The sequence below is a fragment of the Kibdelosporangium banguiense genome, assembly GCF_017876405.1.
Taxonomy (GTDB): Bacteria; Actinomycetota; Actinomycetes; order Mycobacteriales; family Pseudonocardiaceae; genus Kibdelosporangium; species Kibdelosporangium banguiense.
Genome location: NZ_JAGINW010000001.1, coordinates 6,559,736 through 6,583,368, shown reverse-complemented (window position 1 = coordinate 6,583,368; position 23,633 = coordinate 6,559,736). Strand labels below are relative to the sequence as shown.

8 protein-coding genes are annotated in these 23,633 nt (G+C 66.8%); 1 reads left to right on the top strand and 7 read right to left on the bottom strand.

From position 1 onward, the window contains the following. Nucleotides 1–19: 19 nt before the first annotated feature. The 5 genes from JOF56_RS30765 to JOF56_RS30745 all read right to left on the bottom strand — a co-directional run bounded on the left by JOF56_RS30765 (nucleotide 20) and on the right by JOF56_RS30745 (nucleotide 5,506). The gene (locus JOF56_RS30765) at nucleotides 20–973 is read right to left on the bottom strand and encodes an ACP S-malonyltransferase (protein ID WP_209642965.1); all 954 of its coding nucleotides are present in this window, start codon (nucleotides 971–973) and stop codon (nucleotides 20–22) included. Between the two features lie 8 nt (nucleotides 974–981). Further along, nucleotides 982–2,547 carry an AMP-binding protein gene (locus tag JOF56_RS30760; protein WP_209642964.1) on the bottom strand — a complete coding sequence of 522 codons (1,566 nt, stop codon included), beginning with the start codon at nucleotides 2,545–2,547 and terminating at the stop codon, nucleotides 982–984. 14 nt (nucleotides 2,548–2,561) lie between these two features. Beyond that, nucleotides 2,562–3,818, bottom strand: a complete 1,257-nt coding sequence (locus JOF56_RS30755; protein ID WP_209642963.1) for a pyridoxal phosphate-dependent aminotransferase — start codon at nucleotides 3,816–3,818, stop codon at nucleotides 2,562–2,564. Between the two features lie 15 nt (nucleotides 3,819–3,833). Further along, the gene (locus JOF56_RS30750; protein WP_209642962.1) at nucleotides 3,834–5,189 is read right to left on the bottom strand and encodes a KamA family radical SAM protein; all 1,356 of its coding nucleotides are present in this window, start codon (nucleotides 5,187–5,189) and stop codon (nucleotides 3,834–3,836) included. A 137-nt stretch (nucleotides 5,190–5,326) separates the two neighbouring features. Continuing rightward, nucleotides 5,327–5,506 (bottom strand): hypothetical protein, encoded by a 180-nt coding sequence (locus JOF56_RS30745; protein ID WP_209642961.1) that lies wholly within the window; start codon nucleotides 5,504–5,506, stop codon nucleotides 5,327–5,329. Between the two features lie 113 nt (nucleotides 5,507–5,619). Between JOF56_RS30745 and JOF56_RS30740 the strand changes: the two genes are divergently transcribed. Next, nucleotides 5,620–6,207 carry a TetR/AcrR family transcriptional regulator gene (locus tag JOF56_RS30740; protein WP_209642960.1) on the top strand — a complete coding sequence of 196 codons (588 nt, stop codon included), beginning with the start codon at nucleotides 5,620–5,622 and terminating at the stop codon, nucleotides 6,205–6,207. Between the two features lie 8 nt (nucleotides 6,208–6,215). Here JOF56_RS30740 and JOF56_RS30735 read toward each other — a convergent pair whose 3' ends face one another. Both JOF56_RS30735 and JOF56_RS30730 read right to left on the bottom strand, forming a co-directional pair. After that, complete coding sequence (locus JOF56_RS30735; RefSeq protein WP_307855329.1) at nucleotides 6,216–7,805, bottom strand: AMP-binding protein; 1,590 nt, start codon at nucleotides 7,803–7,805, stop codon at nucleotides 6,216–6,218. Then, nucleotides 7,802–23,614: a type I polyketide synthase gene (locus JOF56_RS30730; RefSeq protein ID WP_209642959.1), complete on the bottom strand. Its 15,813-nt coding sequence runs from the start codon at nucleotides 23,612–23,614 to the stop codon at nucleotides 7,802–7,804. Before JOF56_RS30730 ends, JOF56_RS30735 begins: the two co-directional genes overlap by 4 nt. Nucleotides 23,615–23,633 lie beyond the last annotated feature (19 nt).

Sequence of the window (23,633 nt, the reverse complement as noted above, 5' to 3'; positions counted from 1 at the left end):
GCCAGTCACATCTGGCAAACTACCGCACAGCAACCACTCTGGCACGTGGTTGCATCACGAAACGGGGATTTATGCCGACCACTTCGAAGTTCCGGGTGGTGCACGGGACACGTCCGAACATGCTGTCCTGACCGGCGACATAAAGCTTGGTGACGCGCGAACTCTGCAATGTCGCGACCACGTCCGGCCACTGCACCGCGCGAACGAACCCGTCCAGCAACATGGTCCGCACGCCGGCACCGGTGTGCCGCACCGATCCGTCCTGGTCGGCGATCACCGGCACGACCGGGTCGGCCCAGGTGACCTGGCTGAAGATCTCGGCGTCCACACGTTCACGCAGTCCTGCGAAGATACTGGCGTGCATGGGCGGTTGCATGGTGTACAGCGACAGGCCGCCGATCGAGCTCAGCCTGCGCTTGACCCAGTCCACCTGCCCGATGCCCAGTGACAGCATGTGGAAATCGTGGTCGAGCCGGCACGAGATCTCGTGCCAGTGCCCGGCTTCGGTGAGCTCGCCGAGGATCTTGGTCAGTTCGGGCAAAGGTGTCCGGACGAACGAGTGAGTCACGATGTCCGGGTGCTCGGCAGTGAAGTACTCGTCCATCACCGTCGCCAGTTGCGAAGTCAGCCACACCACCTCGGCGAAACTCACCGCTCCGGAATGCGCCGCGGCCGCCCGGCCGCCGAAACTCGGCCCGGTGATCAGATCCGGCTCCACGCCGATCGTGTCCTCGGCCCACTGCGCGAACGCCAGGCAGTTCACCACGAAGGCGACCTGCGCATGCCGGTTGTACTCGCCTTTGGCGTCACGGTAGGCGTCGAACAGGGAGTATCCGAGGACTTTGTCCGCCTCCGCGACGAGTTTACGGGCGAACGGGTTGATGAGCATGAACTTGGCGATGTCCTCGAACCGGGACGGGCCCATGCCGGGGAAAACCAGGGCTGTGTGCGCGTTGCCGGAGTCTGCGACCATGATTCGCCCTATTTCCTGAGTGCTTGCGCCGCGACCGCCGTGAGGGCGAGCCGGTCGATCTTCTTGTTGGTGTTCAACGGGAACTGCTCGACATGCCGGTAGTGCCTGGGAATCATCTGCTGCGGCAGCACATCGGCCAGTTTGTGCGCGAACACGGCAGGCGGAATACGTTCGCCGGTGTAGAAAGCCATCAGTACGGCGGTGTTGTCCACCAGAGCACCGACAGTGACGCCGTCCAGCACGCCGTCGATCCCGCGCAGCGCGTGGTCGATCTCGGCCGGCTCCACCCGGTAACCGCCGACCTGGACCTGCGAGTCCACCCGGCCGAGGTAGATCAGTTCCCCGGTGTGCACGCGCCGGACCCGATCACCGGTGCGGTACCAAATGCGGCCCTCTTCACGCAGGTACTTCCCAACGCCGTCGGCAGGGTCGACGTAACCGGCGGACATCTGCGGTCCCGTGACCCATAGTTCGCCTTCGGTCTGTGACAGCTCGCCGTTCTCGTCGACCAGGCGCTCGCCGTGCCCCGGGTGGATCGGACCGAGCGGCACCACACCGTTCACGCCCAGCTCAGGCGAGGTCAACGGGTTCCAGGTGTGACGGTGCGTGGTGATCGTCATCTCGGTCGGGCCGTACACGTTCACCACGGCCGACTCCGGCGCCGCGGCCTGCCAGCCCGCGGCGTCCTCACAGGTCAGGGCCTCACCGCCGAAGTACGTCCAGCGCAACGACGGCATCGTGCCAGGCTGCAGCTTGCCCGTGCGCCGGACCAGGGCGATGACGCTCGGTGCGGAGAACCAGACCGTGATCCCGTTCTCCCGCACGAACATCGGGATGTCGCGGTATGCAGGCGTGAGCACGGAGACGAGGCCTGCGCCCGCACCCCACGCGCACCACAGGTCCGAGACGGCCGAGTCCCAGTTCAGGCCCGCTGCCTGGGAGAACACATCCTCGGCGGTGAAGTCGTACCAGGCGTCCATCAGTCCGAAGTAGTGCGTCATATTGCCGTGGGTCAGGCGCACGCCCTTCGGCTTCCCGGTCGACCCCGATGTGAACAGCACGTAGGCAACATCATCAGGCTGGACTGCGCGCGGCTGTGCCAGCGCACCCCGCAACGGAATCGTGCCGCCGCCGGTGCCCGGGGCAAGAACGGGCAGGTCCAGACCGAGCTCAGGGAGTTGTTCCGCGCCTTCCTTGTCGACAATGATTGCCGCAACGCCTGCGGCCTCCAGCATTTGCCGGGTGCGCACCGCCGGGAATTCGGTCATCAACGGCACAACCGGAAGGCCTGCGTACAGACACGCCAGGATTCCGATGTACGCTTCGATGCTGCGACCTGTCAAAACCGCGACAGGTTTTGCCCCCAATGCCACATTGGGGGCATCTGATGCCCCCAATGTGGCATTGGGGGCACCCGTCACGTTCAGCAGCGCCCCCGCCCAGGACAGGGCGAGTTCGTGCGCGGCCGCGTAGGACACAGATTCGTCGCCGACAGTGATAGCCGGATGGTCGCCCGCACGCTCGAGACCGCGTAAGAAACGTGCGTGCAGCGCATGCTCCAATGCCAGTTTCATTTCGTCAAAACCCCTCACGCGCACAGTTTGGTGAAGGCTTCCTCGATCCTGGTCAGGACGTCCCGTACGTGCGGAAGCCTGGTCGGGTCGGCGGAGTCCAGCGCGAGTTGCTGCAACTCGGCGGTGTCGCCGTAGAGCATGCTGGTGGCGGCCTTGAAGCGCAACGCGCCGAAGTCGTCGCCGAGCAGGTGTCCAGCCAGCACCACGATGCCGTACTCGTCGAGGATGTGCTGGCGCAACGAGTCCGAGTCGGTGATCCCGAGCAGGCTCAGTTTGTTGCGGACCGGCTCGAAATCGGGATATACATAAAAAGCACCCGTCGGCGGCCGGCATGTGGCACCGGCGTCGACCATGATCTGGTGCACCGCACGGGCCACCGCGCCGTGCAGACGGGCGCTGTCGGCGAGCCGTTGCCTCAGCTCGGGTGGCTCGTTGAACGCGTACTCCGCGACCTCCTGCATCGGTCCGGCCAATGTGGACCAGACCTCGCTCGCGAAGGACACCACGCCGTCCCGGATCTGGTTGCCCCACGCGCCGTCCGGGAACCGGGCCACGCCGATCCGCCAGCCGCCCAGTGCCAGGCTCTTGGAGAACCCTGACGTGACAACGGTTCGCGGCGGTACGAGCTCGGCCGGGCTGATGAACGGGGCTTTCGGGTCGTGCACGACGTCCCGGTAGATCTCGTCGGAGATGATGAGCAGGTCCTCCTGCTCGGCGATCGTGCAGACCTCCCGGATCAGCTCGGGCGTGGCCAGCGTCCCGGTGGGGTTGTCGGGCAACGTGAGGATCACGATCCGCGGATCACGCCCCAGTGCGCGGGCCGCGAGAATGGTCTCCCGCAGGGCGGCCGGGTCCGGGATGCCACCGGCCTGCGGCGGGATCGGCACGCCGAACGCCTTCTTGCCGGCGAGTTCGGCCTGCGGGGCATAGGTGTTCCACGCCGGCTTGGGGATCAGCACGTCGCCCGACACGACCAGGTTCAACGCCATCAGCAGCGGTTTGCTGCCCGGGGCCAGCACGATCTGGTCCGAGCTGGTGGGCATCCGCCTGCGGGAGAAGTATCCCGCCGCGGCCTCCCGGGCCGCCGGGCCACCGGCGACCGGGCCGTAGGAGTTGCGGCTGGCACCGGCGATCAGACGTTCCACCAAGGGAGCGAACGCGGGCAGCCGTGCCTCCCCGAACCCCAGGTGCACAATGGATTCACCGTTGGCCTGACGAGCGGCGACCAGTTGGTTGAGCGCGAGGTTCGGCGAGACCCGCCAGCTGGCCATGGGTGTCTGCTCCCTTCAGCCTTGCCCGGTCAGGGCAGGCGTCCCCTGGACACCGGTGCCCGCGACGGCAGCGGTGATGTCCGGCGGCGCGGATCGGTCGATGCGCAGCTCGGTCAGCCACGAGGCACTCGTGGAGTACCTCGCCCGGAATGGTCTCCCAGCCAGCGCGGGATTTCGAGCCTGCAGCATCCGCAGTTGGAAGAACCGGCCTGCCGGGGTCTCCTCGACCCCGTCCACCACGACCTTCCCGGGTGTCGCGGACATCACCGGGCCGCGGACCGTGCGGGCCAGTCCCGGCAAAGTCCGGTACGCCGCATGGAAAATCTCCACGGCACGGGCCAACGGCACCTTGAAGTACTCATGTGGACCGGTATCGCGTTCCACGAACATGTAGTAGGGCACTGCCCCGACGGCCAGCTCGCGGCGCCAGAGCTCCGACCAAGTGGGGGCGTCGTCGTTGACGTGCGCGATCATCGGCCCCTGGCAGTACACGACAGCACCCGTGGACCGGATGCGGGCGATCGCCTGGCGCGCGACGGCGGTCTCGAGTTCCCGGGGATGCGAGAAATGCGCCATCACTGCCAAGGTCCGGCCGGCGGCGACGACTTCTTCGAACAGCCGCAGGACGTCGTCGGCGTCCCGGTCGGTGACGAACCGATACGGCCAGTAGGCGACCGACTTCGTGCCGATCCGGATCGTGCTGACGGACTCGACGTCCAGAATCGGCCTCAGGTGCGAACGCAGCCGCTCGGTGGACATCACCATCGGGTCGCCGCCGGTCACCAGGACGTCCGAGACGTGGGGGTGCCGCTTCAGATACGCGATCAGGCCGTCCGGATTCGGTGCGGCGAACCGCAGATCGGCGTCGCCGACGAACTGGGCCCAGCGGAAGCAGTAGGTGCAGTACGAATGGCACGTCTGCCCCTGAGCCGGGAAGTACAGCACGGTCTGCAGGTACTTGTGTTGCAGACCAGGGATCCGCACACCGTCCACAGTGGGCACGTTGAGCTGTCTCTGGCCGGACGGGTGCGGGTTGAGCCCGTCGCGGATCTCCTTGACCGCCTGGCGTAACGCCACCTTCATGCCCGGGTCGGCGCCCAGGGCGGCCAGCCGGAACTCGTCGGCCGGCGACAGCATGCCGCGCTGCGGGAAGACCATCCGGAAGATCGGGTCGTCCGGGATGTTGTGCCAGTCCACCAGTTCGTTCAGCACGTACTCGTTCACCCGGAATGGCAGGACGCGGGCAATGGCCTTGATCGTCGAACAGATCTCGGCGGGCAGACCGAAGCGCTCCGCGACGGCGTCGATATGCCGAGGCCCGTACGCACGGAATCGCGCCGTATCGGTAAGACCGTCTGCCAGCAACGTCATGCGTGAAATCCTCCGGTCTCAATACCACGGGGATGAAACCAATGATAAAGAGACGACGACAGCATGGGCCCCTAGCCGACCCCACCAGCGCCCTTGTAAATTTCGATACCCGATTCGCGAAACACGCCGCAGGCAGTTCAGCGGCGCGCCGGAGACCACCGGTCCCAGCGCGGCCGCCGCCTGCCGGGGAACACGGTGTGGATGATCGCGAAGGTTGAGCGCATCAGCACGGCCGCACCGATACCTTGTAGTGCCCGGGCGGCCACAAGCATCCCGGGACCGCCCGAGGCTGTCTGGTTCACGGCTACCTGCGTCACGGGAGAACTGTACAATGGTCTTACATGTTTGTCTAGGACGGATGTCTAAGACAATCATACAAGACATCTGTATGCAACGTTCGTCCAGGTCATTCCTGCAGATGGGGACTGTGATGGGACATCGGGAGCAGCTGCTCGAGGGCGCGAAGAAGTGCCTGCTCGAGAAGGGGTTCGCCCGGACGACCGCCCGTGACATCGTCGCGGCGTCCAACACCAACCTCGGATCGATCGGGTACCACTTCGGCACGAAGGACGCGTTGATGAACGCGGCCCTCATCCAGGCCACCGAGGAGTGGGGTCAGGAGATCGGCCGGACCCTGGCCGAGAACGTCGACCCGGACGCCACGCCGATCGAGCGGTTCGAGACGACCTGGACCCGAGTGATCGACCTGTTCGAGGAGCACCGGGCGTTGTGGGTGGCGCAGTTCGAGGTCTTCACCCACCTCCAGCACTCGCCCGAGATGCGCCCGTACTTCTCCGCGGCCCAGGAGACCGCCCGCCGCGGCCTGGCGACGCTGCTGCAACTGATCGACCCCGCGTCCGACGAGAAGTCGGTCCGGTCGGTCGGCTCGTTCGCGCTGGCCATGCTGACCGGGGTGATCGCGCAGTGGCTGGTGGACCCGAACAAGGCCCCCAACGGCCGGGACCTCGCCGATGCGATCCGGGCCGTCGCGGGCGTCGAGAGTGCTCTGCCTTCGTGAGTACGGCCTCACGCACCCCCTGCGGCGGCCAGTGCTGCTCGGTCGGTCTTGCCGTTCGCGGTGACCGGCAGTTCCTTGAGTACCTTGACGTCACGGGGAACCATGTAGTCGGGCATGGTCTGCATGCAGAACGCGCTGAGCGCGACCTCCTCGAAGTCCGGCACACCAGGCTCCATCACGACGAACGCGCTCAGCTCCGGGTCCTGGCCGGAGCGCTGGCGCACGAACGCCGCCGCGGAGGCGATGCCGGGGAACTCGGCCAGCCGGCGTTCGACCTCGCCCAGCTCCACCCGGTTGCCGCGGATCTTGACCTGTGAGTCGGCCCGGCCGCAGAAGTACAGCTCGCCGTGTTCCCCGCGATACGCCAGATCGCCCGATTTGAGCACCTTCTGCCCGGAGCGCGGGTTGAGCGGGTCGGGCACCAGCGCGGCACGGGTGGCTTCCTCGTCGTCCCAGTAGCCGTTGAACAGCGACGGACCGCGCATGTAGATCTGGCCGACGACGTTCGGCAGATCGATCGGGTGGCCGTCGTCGTCGATCAGGATCATCTCCGCGCCCGGGTAGGCGAATCCGATCGACAGCCGCTTGAGGTCCGCCGGTACCGGGTTGGGCACGTCGGTCAGGGAGAACGCCATCGACTCGGTCGGCCCGAAGCAGTTCACGATCCGCACCATCGGCAGCGCCTGCTGCAGCCGGCGCAGTTCCGGGATCGGGAAGTTCTCGCCGGAGAACAGGATTCCCCGGATCCGGGTCAGCTCGGCCAGGGCGTTGTGTTCGTGGCGCATCACCGGCCGCCAGATCGACGGCACCCCGTTGACCTGGGTCGCACCGGATTCCCGCAGGAAACCGAGGAACCTGCGCGGCCATTTCACCGACTCGCGCGGCACCGGGAGCAGCGTGGCGCCGCTGCCCAGCGCCAGGCCGATGTCCAGCAGGGCGAAGTCGAACTGCAGCGGGGACGTCGTGGCCACCCGGGCGTCGCTGGTGATGATGCCGTGCGCCAGCATGCCGCGGTAGAACGCGATCACGCCGCGGTGGCTCATCGCGACCCCTTTGGGGCGGCCGGTGGTGCCGGACGTGAAGATCATGTAGGCGGCGTCGGTCGCAACGACTTCCCGCCGGTATCGGGTACGTGCCTTGGGTGCGCGGCTGATCACCAGTCCAGTTGGCCCGAACCGCCCGGTCGCCACCTCGGGTGGCAGGTCGTCGCGCGTGCCGTCGGCTGCCTGTACATGCAATGCCGCGTCGGCCGACTCGATGATCGACATCACCCGCCGCAGCGGGGTGTCCGGGCTGACCGGGATGAACGTCAGTCCAAGTGACGAGCACGCCAGCAACATCGCGACGGCCGGGCCCGAGGTGTCGGACTCGATCACCACCCGGTCGCCGATGTCCAGCCCGAGTTCGTCGAGCGCGAAGGCGTACTCGTGGACCAGCCGCGCGAGTTGCCGATACGTCAGCGTGGTGAGTTTGCCGTCCACGCCTTGTTCGGTGACGGCGGCTTTGTCCGGGGTCACTTTGGCCGGGGCGAGCATGAATTCGTGGAACAGCTCCACCTTTTTGTGCTCGCTGATGGAAAACTCTCTGCTGGCGCTCACCGGGTTCCTCCAAAAATGCTGTTCTCGAGCCAGCCTTCGATGGCCCTTGCCGTTGTTCCGGCGTTTTGTTCCGCGATCGTGAAATGCGTGCCCGGCACGGTCAGCACGGTGTGCGCCGACTCCCAGGTCGCCTGCCAGTTCGCTGCCGTGCGGTCGCCTGGTCCCATTTCGAACAGTTCCCCGGCCTGCACGAACAACACCGGGGCGGCCACGGCCTGCATGGTGAACTCCGGCAGCAGCTCGACGTACCGGCCCATCGCCGAGAGCTGGGCGCTGTTGAACGTGCCGAGCTCGGCCGCCTTCGCCGGCACCGCAAGGGCCATCTGTTTGAAGATGCCCGACCCGCCTTCGTCGTCACCGTCCTCGGTGACCCGGTAGGTGTCCAGCAGGATCACCGCGAGAAGTCTGCTGTCCAGCTCACGTTCCATGTACGCGGCTGTCGCGTGGGCCAGCAGCCCACCGGAGGAGAATCCCAGAAGTACGAACGGTTCGCCGTTCGCGGCCCGCCGGACACTTTCCGCCAGCACCTTCACCGCGGCGCCGAACGAGTCCGGCAGGCTCTCGCCCATCCCGAACCCGGGCATCGGCAACGCCGTCACCGGCATGTGCAGTTGCGCGGCCAGCCTGGCGTGCTGGTGGACGCCGCCTGCCACGGTCGGTGTACTGAGGCAGATCAGGCGCGGCCGGGAGCTGTCACCGGGTGTGGAGAACGTGACCGGCTCGGGGAACTCGGTCAGGTCCTCCGGCGAGTGGAACTCCGGGCGAAGTGCCGCAACGGCTTTCAGCAGCGACAGTCCTTTTTGGAGGTTTCCGTCCACGATCGCCTGCAGGAACAGGTCGTACAGGGTCTCGGCCTGCTGGGTCGCGGCGGCCGGCTGCTGCGTCTGGGTCATCTGCGAACAGATCAGCGTGGCCAGTTCAGCCGGGTTGCGGGCATCGAACACCGACAACGCCGGCAGGTTCAGGCCGGTCACGGAGTTGATCCGGTTGCGTAGTTCGACCGCGGTCAGCGAGTCGAATCCGGCTTCCAGGAAACCGCCGTCCGGGTCGATGGCGTCCACGTCGCCGAAGCCCAGAACCTCCGCCGCGTACGCCCTGACCAGGCCCAACACCACCTTGGCCCGTTCGTCCTGGGGCAGGTTGGCCAGCTGGAGTTGCTGTGTCCCCTCGGATCGGCCCGCCGCGCGACGCCGGATCGTGGGTGCCATGCCCTGCAGCAAAGCCGGGATCTCGTCTTCCCTGGCCCGCAACGCAGCGAGGTCCACGCGCAACGGAACCAGCTGCGCCTGTCCGCTGGCCAAAGCCGCGTCGAACAACGCCAGGCCCTCCTCGGCGGACAACGCGGGCATCCCGTTGCGGTTCATCCGCTGCAGATCGGCCTCGCTGAGGTACTGGCTCAGCCCGGTCGCCACGTCCCACAGCCCGAACGCCATCGAAGTCGCGGGCAGGCCTTCGAACTTGCGCTGCGCGGCCAACGCGTCCAGGAACACGTTCGCCGCCGCGTAGTTTCCTTGCCCGGCAGCCAGAACCAGGCCACCGGCCGAGGAGAACAACACGAACGCCGCAAGATCCTTGTCCTTGGTCAGTTCGTGCAAGTACCAGGCCGCGTCCGCCTTCGGCTGCAACACCATGTGCATCTGCTCGGAGGACAGCGAACCGGCCAATCCGTTGTGCGCCAGGCCTGCCGCGTGCACGACACCAGTCAGGTCCAAGCCGTTTACCAGCCGGGTAAGGGCTTCGCGATCGGACACGTCACACGCGGCCACGGTCACGTTCGCGCCGAGCCTGATGAGGTCGGCTTGCAGGTCACGAGCTCCCGGCGCGTTGATACCGCTGCGGCTGGTCAGCACGAGATTCTCGACGCCGTGCTCGGTCACGAGGTGCCTGGCCACGAGCGCGCCCAGTCCACCAGTGCCACCCGTGATCAGGACTGTGCCGTTCTTCCTCCACTGTGGAGGATCATTCGTCACGGTTGTCCTGATCAGACGCGGAACCAGCACGTCTCCCCCACGGATGGCGATCTCCGGCTCACCCGTGGCGACCGCCGCGGCCAGGATCTCGTGCGAGGCCTCTTCGTCGTCGAGATCCACCAGCACGAACCGGTCCGGATTCTCCGCCTGCGCGGCCCGCAGCACGCCCCAGACCGGAGCCTGCCGGACGTCCACGGCCTCGCCTTCCCTGGTCGCGACCGCGTTTTTGGTCGCGACGACCAACCTCGGCGACCGCTCGTCCCGCAGTGCCCACTGCACGGCCGCCAGCGCCTGGTCCAGGATCCATCGAACCGCGCCCGGCACCTCACCGGCCGGCGATTCCAGCATCAGCACGTCCGGCAGCTCGCGGGGTGTACCGACCGGAACCTGGTTCCAAGCGATCTGCAGCAGGGACTCGGCACCCGCGTTGAGCTGCTGCGGGGAAACCGGCCGCAGAACCAGCGCGTCGACCGACGCGACCGGAGCACCCGTGTTGTCCGTGATCTCCAAAGACACCGCGTTCTTCAGGCCCTCGGCTGCGGCAAGGCGGACTCGGACCATGTCGGCGCCGCTCGCGTGCAGCGTGACACCGTTCCAGGAGAACGGAAGCAGGGCTTGGCCGCTGTCGGAGTCCGCGCCCAGGCCACCGAATCCGAGCGCGTGCATGGTGGCGTCGAGCAGTGCCGGATGGATGCCGAACCGCTCGGCTTCAGCCTTGGCCTGCGCTGGGAGGGCGATTTCCGCGTAGATCTCGTCGCCCTTGCGCCAAGCCGCCCGCAGGCTCCGGAACACCGGCCCATAGTTGAAGCCACGCTCGGCCAGCATGTCGTAAATACCGCCGCAGTCCTCCGGCACCGCCCCCACCGGCGGCCACTGCTTTGCCCCCAATGCCACATTGGTGGCATCAGATGCCCCCAATGTGGCATTGGGGACACACAACATGCCCTCGGCGTGGCGGGTCCAAGGCCGGCTTTCGGTCTGGGAGTAGATACGCACGGTTCGGCGGCCGGTGTCGTCCGCACCGCCGACGACCACCTGGATCGCGACTCCGCCTTGGTCAGGCATGGTCAGCGGGGCCAGCAGGGTCAGATCTTCCAGCACAGGGCAGCCGACGTGATCACCAGCGTGGATCGCCAGCTCGACGAACCCGGTGCCAGGCAGCAGCACATTGCCGTGCACATCATGGTCGGCGATCCACGCGTGGCTGGAGGCCGACAGTCGGCCGGTGAACATCACGCTGTCCGAGTCCGGCGACTGGATCACGGCACCGAGCATGGGATGGCCGGCAGGCATCTGTCCGACGCCGGAAACATCGCTGGTCGCGGTGGCCGCGTCAATCCAGTAGCGCTCACGCTGGAACGCGTACGTCGGCAACGTCACCCGCCGCGCCCCAGACCCGGCGAAGAACTCCGGCCAATCCACCGACCCGCCGGACACATGCAACTGAGTCAACGCTGTGACGATCGCGTTCGTCTCGGGCCTGTTCTTGCGCTGCAACGGAATCAGCGAAGCATCGGACACGAACTGCTCAGCCATCCCGGTCAGCACACTGTCCGGCCCCAGTTCGAGGAACCGCGTGATGCCCTTGCCCAGCATGAAGTTCACGCCATCGTGGAACCGGACCGGCTCACGCACATGCCGGACCCAGTATTCCGGCGTCTCCAACGAGTCCGCGAACTCACCGGTCACAGTGGACACAACAGGGATCGTCGGCAGGTTGTAGGTCAGACCTTCCGCAACACTGCGGAACTCCGCCAGCATCGGCTCCATCAACGGCGAGTGGAACGCGTGGGACACCCGCAACCTGGTTGTCTTCCGGCCCTGGTTGGCGAACCGGGTCGCGATCTCCATGACCACACTCTCCACACCCGACACCACCACCGACTGCGGGCCGTTGATCGCGGCGATGGTGACCTTGTCGGTCATCATCGGCGCGACTTCCTCCTCAGTCGCCTGCAACGCGGCCATCGCACCGCCCGCCGGGAGTCCTTGCATCAGCCAGCCGCGGGCGGCGACCAGGGACGCCGCGTCGGCCAGTGACAGCGCGCCCGCGACATGCGCGGCGGAGATCTCCCCGATCGAGTGCCCGGCCAGGTAGTCGGGCTGGACGCCCCACGACCGCACCAGGTGGTACAGCGCGACTTCGACCGCGAACAACCCGGCCTGAGTGAAGACCGTCTGGTTGATCAGGTCTTCGTCGTCGCCCCAGATCACCCCGCGCAACGGCATGTCCAGGCTCTTGTCCAACTCGGTCACAGCCGCGTCGAACGCCTCCGCGAACACGGGGTAGGTAGCATGCAACTCCTGGCCCATCCGCAGCCGCTGCGCGCCCTGACCGGTGAACAGCAACGCGGTCGAACCCTTGACCCGGCCTGTGCTCTGGACGACCCCCTGCAGGGCGCGGCCTTCGGTCAACGCGCCCAACGCCTGCAGCAACTTCGTCCGGTTCGAGCCGACGACCGCAGCCCGGAACGGAAGCTTGGCCCGGGCAGTGGCCAGCGTGTAGCCGACGTCGATCGGGTTCAACTCCGGGTCCTCATCCACATAGGACAGCAGTTTCCCGGCTTGTGCCGCGAGTGCCTGCGGGGTCTTGGCCGAGATGACCCACGGGACCGCCGAACGCATCTTCGGCTTGACCGCCGCACTTGGCTCGGCAGGTGCCTGCTCGATGATGACGTGCGCGTTGGTGCCGCTGATGCCGAAGGACGAGACGCCCGCGCGTCGCGGACGGCCTGGGTCGGTCCATTCCTGGGCCTCGGTCAGCAGCCGCACCGCTCCCCCGGACCAGTCGACCTGTCGCGACGGCTGGTCCACGTGCAGGGTCTTGGGCAGGATGCCGTGCCGGATGGCCTCGACCATCTTGATCACGCCCGCGACACCCGCCGCGGCCTGCGCATGGCCCATGTTCGATTTGACCGACCCCAGCCACAACGGCGTCACCCGATCCTGGCCGTACGTCGCCAGCACGGCCTGCGCCTCAATCGGGTCACCCAGCGTGGTTCCGGTGCCGTGCGCCTCGACCACATCAATGTCCTGAGTAGACAGTCCAGCATTGGCCAACGCCTGACGGATCACGCGTTGCTGCGAAGGACCGTTCGGCGCGGTCATCCCATTGGACGCGCCGTCCTGGTTGATGGCCGTCCCACGGACGACTGCCAGCACGGGGTGTCCATTCCGGCGTGCGTCCGAGAGCCGCTCCAGCAACAGAACGCCCGCACCTTCCGCCCAACCGGCACCATCGGCGTTGTCCGAAAAGGACTTGCATCGGCCGTCCCCGGCCAGCCCGCGTTGCCGGCTGAACTCGATGAACATGCCGGGCGTGCCCATCACCGCGACACCGCCGGCCAGCGCCAGCGTGCACTCGCCGGACCTGAGCGCCTGTGCGGCCAGATGCAGTGCGACCAAGGAAGACGAACACGCGGTGTCGACAGTGACCGAAGGGCCTTCGAGCCCGAACACATACGAGGTCCGGCCGGAGACCAGGCTGCCGCCCGCAGTGAACGCGGCCTGTGCGCCGAGGCCGTAGTCGTGGTACATCAGGCCGGCGAACACGCCGGTCGGGCTGCCTTTCAGGGTCGCCGGGTCGATTCCGGCGTTCTCGAAGGCCTCCCAGGACGTCTCCAGCAGCAGTCGCTGCTGTGGGTCCATCATCAGCGCCTCGTTGGGGCTGATCCCGAAGAAGGCCGGGTCGAAGTCGGCCGCGTCATGCAGGAAACCGCCGCGCCGGGTGTAGGTCTTGCCGGGTTTGCCTGGTTCCGGGTCGTAGACCTGTTCGTCCCAGCCTCGGTCGGCCGGGAAGTCGGTCACCGCGTCGATCCCGTTGGCCACGAGCTCCCAGAGCTCCTCGGATGTCGTGACGCCACCCGGATAACGGCAGCTCATGCCGACGATGACGATCGGGTCGCTGTCATCGGCGCGGACCGCGATCACCTCAGTCGTCTCGGCGGTCCCGGTGAACGTCGCCACCAGGTAGTCCGCGACCGCCTGGGAGGTCGGGTAGTCGAACACCAGCGTCGCCGCGAGCCGCATCCCGGTCGCCTTGTTGAGCTGGTTACGCAGTTCGACCGAGGCCAGCGAGTCGAAACCCAGGTCCTGGAAGGCCCGATCGGGCTCGATCGCCTCCGCGGACGTGTGCCCCAGCACCGCGGCGACATGACCTCGCACCATCTCGAGGATGTCGGCGTCGCTCATACCTGTCAGTCCGGCGGTCCGCGCCTTCGCCTGCCGGACAGGCATTCTGACCAGACCTCTGAGCAGCGCCGGAATCTCCTCCCGGCGACGCAACACCGACGCGTCGATCCGCAGCGGGACAACTGCGGCCTCGCCGGTTCGCAGCGCGGCGTCGAACAGAGCAAGTCCTTGGTCAGGCTGAATGGCAGGCAGTCCTTGGGTGGCCATGCGCTGTTCGGCTTCGTCCAGCATGGTGGTCATGCCGGTGTGCATGCCCCAGAGCCCGAACGCCATCGAGGTCGCCGCCAGGCCTTGGGATTTTCGTTGTGCGGCAAGGGCATCGAGGAAGACGTTGGCAGCGGCATAGTTCGCCTGGCCGGCCGCGAGGAGAAGACCACCGGCGGACGAGAACATCACAAACGCGGTGAGGTCCTTGTCCCTGGTCAGCTCGTGCAGGTTCCAGGCCGCATCGAGCTTCGGCCGCAGGACGGTGTCGAAACGTTGTGGTGTCAGCGATCCGATCACACAGTTGGCTGTCGTCCCGGCCGCGTGCACGATCCCGGTGATCGAGTACGCGGCCAGCAGCCGTGTCGCCGCGGCCGGGTCGGCGACATCGCACGGCTCGACCGAGACTTCGGCACCCAGCTCGGCGAGTTCGACCTGCAGGAGCGCGGCACCTGGCGTGTCGATGCCGCGACGGCTGGTCAGGACCAGTTTCCGGACGCCGTACCGGGTCACCAGATGACGGGCCACCAGGGCGCCGATTCCGCTGGTCCCGCCCGTGACCAGGACTGTCCCGTCCGGTCGGAACGCCGGTGCCGCCTCGCCGTCACTCGCTCCGGCCAGCCGTGGCACAAGCAGTTCCCGGCCGCGGATGGCGATCTCCGGCTCGCCGGTCGCGATCGCGGCATGGATCAGGCTGCCGGCCGGGTCGTCGGTGTCGATCAACTGGAACTGACCGGGGCTTTCGGCCTGCGCGGCCCGGACCAAGCCCCAAACTGGCGCTTGCTTGATATCAGGTGGTGCGGTCGTCGCGTTGCGCGTGATGATCGCGAGCGGGCCTTCGGCGGCTTGGATCGCCTGGAGAACCTGGTTCAGCAGGGTTCTCGTGGCGGTCGGGACGTCACCTTCCGGCGTGACACACTCCAGCATCATGATGTCCGATGCGACCGCGGCTGGGGTGGGAATCGTGGTCCACTGGATCTGCAGCAGGCCGTTGCTACCGGTGTTGAGCTGCTCGGACGACACCGGGCGGCCCACCACGGACTCGACCGACAACAGCGGCTTGCCCGCGATGTCGGCGACATCCAGGGACACGATCTCGGGCGTGGGGCGGGTGATCCGTACTCGGATTTGCGTGGCGCCCTTGGCATACAAGGAAACCTTGTTCCAGACGAACGGCAGAACCGTGTCGCCGTCACTACCGCCGTCGACCAGAGCCACATGCATTGCGGCGTCGAGCAAGCCAGGGTGGATGCCGAACCGTTCGGCGTCAGCGTGCGCCTGGTCTGGCAGCGCGACCTCGGCGAACAGCTCCTCACCGCGTCGCCAGGCCTTCTGCAGTCCCTGGAACGCCGGCCCGTAGCCGAACCCACGGTCGAGCAGCACGTCATAGGGCGAGCCGAGCTCAATCTCCACCGCCCCCACCGGCGGCCACAGTTTTGTCCCCAATGCCACATTGGGGGCATCTGATGCCCCCAATGTGGCATTGGGGACACACAAAATGCCCTCGGCGTGGAGGGTCCATGCGGTGTCGTCGACTCTGGAGTGGATCTGGAGCGGGCGGGTGCCCGCGTTCTCGGCTCCGACCGTGACCTGCAGCTGGACGGTCTCATCGGGCAGCATGATCAACGGCGTCTGCAGAGTGAGTTCATTCAGCATGCTGCATTCAGTCTTGGCGGCCGCGTACAGGGCGAGCTCGACAAAACCTGTGCCAGGCAGCAGCACACTGCCCAGAACGTCATGATCAGCTATCCACGACTGGTTCTGCAGGGACAGCTTGCCGGTCAGGACAATCCCGTCAGAGCCTGCGAGCGGCACGACAGTGTCCAGGACCGGGTGCTCGGGCATCGCACCGCCGTACCAGCCGTGAGCGAGATACTCCTGTGTGCCGACCCAGAACCTTTGACGCTGGAAGGCATACGTGGGCAGATCCACCCGGCGGGCTCCGGCGAAGAAGGTCGCCCAGTCCACTGCGACACCGGTCACGTGAAGGTGCGCGACAGCTGTCGCTAGAGTGATCGCTTCTGATCTGTTGCGACGCATCGCCGGAATCATCACCGCGTCGGGCGCGGACTGCTGAGCCATCCCGGTCAGGATCGCGTCCGGGCCGAGTTCGACGAACTGCTTGACACCCTGGGTGGCCAGGTACTCCATCCCGTCGGCAAACCGGACGGTCTCGCGCACGTGCCGGACCCAGTATTCGGCAGTGTCCAGACCATCCGCGATCTCACCGGACATAGTGGACACGACGGGAATCGAGGGCTCGGCGTAGGTCACTGTGTCGGCGACACGCTGGAACTCCGCCAGCATCGGCTCCATCAGCACCGAGTGGAACGCGTGCGACACCCGCAAACGATTGGTCTTACGACCCATTTCCGAGAACCTCGCCGCGATCTCGTCGACGTAGCTCCCGATGCCGGAGATCACCACGGAATCCGGCCCGTTGATCGCGGCGATGTCGACGTGATCGTCCACGAAGTCCAGCAGCTCGTGCTCGGTCGCCTGCACCGCGACCATCGCGCCGCCAGACGGCAGAGCCTGCATCAACCGGCCGCGAGCCGCGACCAGGCGGGCCGCGTCGGCCAGCGACATGACTCCGGCAACGTGTGCGGCAGCGAGCTCACCGACGGAATGTCCAGCGAGATAGTCAGCCTTGATCCCCCACGATTCGACCAGCCGATACAACGCGACTTCGATCGCGAACAATCCAGCCTGCGCGTAGCACGTCTGGTAGATCAGGTCTTCGTCGTCGCCCCAGAGCACGTCCCGCAGCGGCCGATCCAAATGCTTGTCCAGCTCAGCGAGCACCGCGTCGAAGGCCCTGGCGAACACCGGGTGGACACCGTGCAGTTCACGTCCCATACCCAATCGCTGCGCACCCTGACCCGTGAACAAAAACGCCGTTGCACCCCTGTCACGGATCGCCCCCTCAATCGTGCGATCGCCCACGATCGCGGCTCGGTACTCGAACGCGACCCGCTGCGTGGCCAGCGTGTATCCCACATCCGCCGGGTTCATGCCCTCCACAGAGGACAGCAAGGACTCGGTCTGCGCCCGCAGCGCCTGTGGGGTCTTGCCGGAGACGACCCAGGGCGCGACGGGAATCGGCGGCTCCGGGCGTGCCGCCTCGGCCGGCGCCTGCTCGATGATCACGTGCGCGTTGGTGCCGCTCAGGCCGAAGGACGAGATGCCGGCGCGGCGCGGACGGCTGGAAACCCACTCCCTGGCCTCGGTGAGCAGTTCGATGGCGCCCTTGGTCCAGTCCACCTGCGGCGTCGGCTCATCGACATGCAGTGTCCTCGGCATCACGCCGTGCCGCATCGCCTCGACCATCTTGATGATCCCGGCGGCACCGGCGGCGGCCTGGGTGTGGCCCATGTTGGACTTGATCGACCCCAGCCACAACGGCTCGGCACGATCCTGGCCGTAGGTCGCGAGCAAGGCCTGGGCTTCGATCGGATCACCGAGCGTGGTTCCCGTGCCGTGTGCCTCGACGACATCGACATCCGAAGCAGACAGTCCGGCGTTGGCAAGCGCTTGCATGATCACGCGTTGCTGAGACGGGCCGTTCGGCGCGGTCAGGCCGTTGGAGGCGCCATCCTGGTTGATCGCTGTGCCACGCACGATCGCCAGCACAGGATGCCCGTTGCGTCGCGCATCGGACAGCCTCTCGACCAGCAGCATGCCAACGCCTTCGCCCCAGCCGGTCCCGTCTGTGCTCGACGAGAACGACCGGCACCGGCCATCCTTGGCCAGCCCGCGCTGACGGCTGAACTCGACGAACACCTCCGGCGTGGCCATCACAGCCACACCACCGGCCAAAGCCAGCGAGCATTCACCTGACCGCAACGCCTGCACTGCCAAGTGCAAGGCCACCAACGAAGACGAGCAGGCTGTGTCGACAGTGACCGACGGGCCTTCCAATCCGAACACATAGGACACACGACCCGACGCGATCGCGCCTGTGCTGCTGTTGGCGGCGTAGTCGTGGTACATCATGCCCGCGTAGAACCCGGTCGAGCTGCCCTTCAGCGAGGCCGGGTCGATGCCGGCCCGTTCGAACACCTCCCACGCGGCCTCCAGCAACAGGTACTGCTGCGGGTCCATGATCCCGGCCTCGTTCGGGCTGATCCCGAAGAACGCCGGATCGAACTCCCCCGCCTCGTGCAGGAAGCCACCTTCCCGGGTGTACGTCGTGTTCGGGCCGCCGTCCGGGTCGTAGAGCCGCTCGATGTCCCAGCCGCGGTTGACCGGGAAACCGGTCACCGCGTCCGTGCCCGACTCCACCAGCCGCCACAGATCTTCCGGCGACGCCACGCCACCCGGATAACGGCAGCTCATCGCCACGATCGCGATCGGGTCATCGGACATGTCCGCGGACTGGATCGCGATCGTCTTCTCCTGAGTGCCGCCGATTTCATGGGCGAGATGTGTGGCTAGAACACTCGGTGTCGGGTAGTCGAACACGAGCGTCGCCGGCAGCTTCACACCGACGGCATCCGACAGGGTGTTGCGGAACTCGACCGCGCTCAGCGAGTCGAAGCCCAGCTCGTTGAACGTCCGCGTAGGTTCGACAGCTTCCGGCGCGCCATGCCCCAGGATCACCGCGACATGGGTGCGGACCAGCGCGAGCAGGGCTTCCTCACGCTCCGATTCGGACAACACGGCCAGCGCAGTAGACGCCGCGGGAGTAATGGACGCCCCGCGACGACGGCGGCCACGCACCAGGTTGCGGAGCAGCGGTGGCACGTCGTCGCCCATCGCCTTGACGTCCAACCGGATCGGCACGAGCATGTTCTGATCCGTGCGAACTGCGGCATCGAACAGAGCAAGCCCTTGCTCGGCTGTTAACGCGCCAATCCCGGTCCGGCTCATCCGCCACAGGCCGGCTTCGCTCAACTCGCCTGCCATGCCACCGGTCCACAAGCCCCAAGCCAGCGACTGACCGGCAAGCCCGTTGGCGCGGCGGTGCTGCGCCAGACCGTCGAGGAACGCATTGGCAGCCGCATAGTTGACCTGCCCCGGCGAACCGAGCACACCGCTGGCCGACGAGAACATCACCAGCGGGCCTTGGACGAGCTCGTGCAGATTGATCGCGGCATCGACCTTCGGCCGCAACACAGTGTCCATGCGGCTGGGAGTCATCGTTGAGATGGCGCCGTCGTCGATCACTCCCGCGAGGTGCAGAACGCCGTCAATCCGGTGCTCAGCGAGAAGGATCGCGAGCGCGTCCCGGTCTGAGACGTCGCATGACGTGATCGTGACGTCGGCGCCGAGCTCGGTCAGCTCCATCCACAGCTCGGCCGCGCCGTCCGCGTCCGGGCCGCGCCTGCTGGTCAGCACCATCTCGCGGACGCCGTACTCGGTGATCAAATGCCGGGCGAACAGCCTGCCGAGCGTGCCCGTCCCACCCGTGACCAGGATCTTTCCGTCGAAGTCGACCTCGGTGCCGCCGGCCGGGGACCGTACGAGCCTCGGGCCGTAAAGCGTGCCACCGCGCACCACGACCTGCGGCTCACCTGAGGCCACAATCGCTTCGATGTCGGCTGTGCCGTCGATGTCCGCGATCAGGAACCGGTCCGGCGCCTCCAGATGGGCAGTGCGGATCATGCCCCAGATCGCCGCACCAGCCAGATCCGTCACGTCCTCACCGGGCAAAGCCATGGCACCACTGGTGATCACCAGCATCCGGGACTCGGCCAGACGCTTGTCACCGAGCCAGGTCCGCATCGCGTCCAGCATCTGCCGGGTGGCCGCGTACACATCCGTCTCGGTCGGCTGGAAGAAGACGATGTCCGGTACCGGTCCGAGGTCCATCGGCCCGCCGAGGTCCTCCCAGTCCAGTGTGGACACTTTGGTGTGACCGGCGGGCACAGGCGTCCACTGCACCTGGTAGAGCGAGTCCTGACAAGTGGTACGGGCGAGCTGTTCGCCGGAAACCGGCCTGAGCACAAGCGAATCCACCGACATCACCGGCAACCCGGTTTCGTCCGCGATCTCCACCGCGATCCCGCCCGCACCACGCGGCGTCAGCTTCAGCCGTACCTTGGTCGCGCCTGCCGCGTGCAACTCCACACCGGACCACGCGAACGGCAGCACAGCTCCTTCGGTGAACATTCCGGTGAAGGTCGCCGCGTGCAGACAGGCATCCAGCAGCGCCGGGTGCAACCCGAACCGGGCGCCCGCATTCTGCTGTGGCAAGGACACTTCGGCGTAAACGTCATCGCCGGATTTCCACGCTGCTTTCAGCCCTCGGAAGGTCGGGCCGTACGCCAGTCCAGCCGAGGCGAGCTCCCCATACAGCTGACCCGCGTCAATCTCCACCGCCCCCACCGGCGGCCACAGTTTTGCCCCCAATGCCACATTGGGGGCATCAGACGTCCCCAATGTGGCATTGGGGACACACAAAATGCCCTCGGCGTGCAGGAGCCATGGGCCGTCGTCGGGGCGGGAGTGGATTGTGACGCTGCGAGAGTCGTCGCCCGCGCCGACGATCACCTGGATCTGAACGCTACCTCGCTCAGGCAAGACGAGCGGCGCCTGCAGGGTGAGCTCGCTGAGCCGCTCACATCCGACCTGGTCACCGGCCCGGATCGCGAGCTCCACAAACCCCGTCCCTGGGAACAGGATCACCCCTCCGACCACGTGATCAGCCAGCCAAGGGCTGGTCGACGTCGACAGCTGCCCGGTGAGCACGGCTCCGTCCGAGTCGGCCAGCGTCACGGCCGCGCCCAGCAACGGATGATCAGTCGATTCAAGTCCGGCACCAGCGACGCCCTCGACCCAGTAGCGCTGACGCTGGAACGCATACGTCGGCAGATCCACCCGGCTCGCGCCGGAGCCGGCGAAGAGCGCGGCCCAGTCGATGCCGGTCCCGGACACGTGCAGCTGCGCGATCGCGGTCATCAGGACCTCGAGTTCCGGCCGGTCGCGCCGCATGATCGGGACCAGCACGGCATTGTCGAGCTGCTGCTGGGCCATCGCGGTCAGCACGCCGTCCGGCCCCAGCTCGAGGTACGTCGTGACACCTTGTGCTGCCAGGCAACGGATACCGTCAGCGAACCGCACCGACTGACGGACATGCCTGACCCAGTACTCAGGCGTGTCGATGTCGCCGGCCAGATCCCCGGTGACCGTGGAGACAATGGGGATCTGCGGCGGGTTGAACGTCAACGTCCGTACGACCCGCCGGAAGTCGTCCAGCATCGGGTCCATCAGCACCGAGTGGAACGCGTGTGAAACGCGCAGGCGCTTGGTCCGGGTGAACTGCCCTGCGATCGCGAGAACCTCTGCCTCGTCACCGGCGATGACCACCGAGTCCGGCCCGTTGACCGCCGCGATCGACACCCGGCCGGTCAGCAGCGGAAGGATTTCGTCCTCGGCCGCCTGCACCGCGACCATCGCCCCACCGGCGGGCAGAGCCTGCATCAGCGCGCCACGAGCGGAGACCAGCTCGCAGGCGTCCTCAAGGGACAGAACACCGGCCACGTGCGCGGCGGCGATCTCCCCGATCGAGTGCCCGGCCAGGAAGTCGGGCCTGATGCCCCACGACTCGATCAGCCGGTACAGCGCGACCTCGATGGCGAACAACGCCGGCTGCGCGTTGCCCGTCTGGTCCAGCAACTCGGCGTCGGTACCGAACACCACGTCCGGCACGTCCAGGTTCGCCAGCACCGTGTCCATCGCGTCGGCGAACGCCGGGAACGTCGCGTACAGCTCCCGGCCCATCCCCAGCCGCTGCGCGCCCTGGCCGGTGAACAGGAATGCCGTCAGCCCGCCCGAAACTGTTCCTTTGTGGACACCAGCCTTGATCTCCCCCGAGACGAGCGCTGCCAGGCCGGACAGCACCGCTTCACGGTTGTCCGCCAGGACGACCGCCCGGTGTTCCAACGCCGCCCGGGAAGTCGCCAACGAGTAGGCGATATCGATGTCAGGCTGGTCGCTGATGTGATCCAGCAGCCGTGACGCCTGCGCCCGCAAAGCTTCCTCGCTGCGGGCGGACACCAGCCACGGCAGCGGCGTTCGGGCAGGCCAGTCCTCCGGCTCCGGGTCGTCGTCCAACTCGACCGCGGGAGCCTGCTCGATGATCACATGCGCGTTGGTGCCGCTCAGGCCGAACGAGGAAACGCCCGCCCGGCGCGGGTAGTCACGCCGCGGCCAAGGCTGCGCCTCGGTCAGCAACCGCACTGCGCCCGCGTCCCAGTCGACGTGAGTCGACGGCTCGGACACGTGCAGTGTCTTCGGGATCAGGCCGTTGCGCATGGCCATCACCATCTTGATGATTCCGCCGACACCGGCCGCCGCCTGCGCGTGCCCGATGTTCGACTTGATCGAGCCGAGCAGCAGCGGCCGTTCGCGATCCTGGCCGTAAGTCTGAACGAGGGCCTGTGCTTCGATCGGGTCACCGAGTGTCGTGCCGGTGCCGTGGCCTTCGACCACGTCGACCTGTGACGCCGGGACCTGCGCGTTCGCCAACGCCTGGCGGATCACGCGTTGCTGGGCCAGACCGTTGGGCGCGGTCAGGCCGTTGGAGGCACCATCCTGGTTGATCGCCGAGCCACGCACGATCGCCAGCACCGGATGGCCGTTGCGTTGCGCGTCGGAAAGACGTTCCAGCAGGAGAACACCGGCACCTTCAGACCAACCCGTGCCGTCAGCGGACTCCGAGAACGCCTTGCACCGACCATCCGGCGCCAGCCCACGCTGGCGGCTGAACGCGATGAAAGGCGCGGGCGTGGACATCACCATCACGCCACCGGCGAGCGCGAGCGAGCATTCCTTCTGCCGTAAAGCCTGCGCGGCGAGGTGCAGTGCGACCAAAGAGGACGAACACGCAGTGTCCACAGTGACCGCCGGGCCTTCGAGGCCGAACGTGTACGCGATCCGGCCGGAGATCACAGCGGCCGAGTTGCCGGTGGTCATGTACGCCTCGGCGACCTCCGGCACGGCGTCCAGCAGGTACTCGTAGTCCTGGATCCCGGACCCGGCGAACACACCGACCTGTTTGCCCCGCAGCGAATCCGGGTTGATCCCGGCTCGTTCGAAGGCCTCCCAGCAGACCTCGAGCATCAGCCGCTGCTGCGGGTCGGTGCCCAGCGCCTCCTTGGGGCTCATGCCGAAGAAACCGGGGTCGAAACCGGCGATGTCGTGGACGAAGCCGCCTTCGTTGACATGACTCGTGCCCGCGGCCTGCGGATCGGTGCCGCGCAACTGGTCAAGATTCCAGCCACGGTCGGCAGGGAACTGGGAGAGCGCGTCCCGGCCCTCGGCCAGCAGTTGCCAGAGGTCCTCGGGCGTCCGGACGCCACCGGGGTATCGGCAGCTCATCGCCACGATCGCGATCGGCTCGGCGTCCCGGCCCTCGAGGTCCTGCAGGCGTTTGCGGGTCTGGTGCAGATCCGCGGTCACTTTCTTGAGGTACTCGAGCAGCTTCTCGTCGTTGGCCATGTCTCACCGTGTCCTTTTC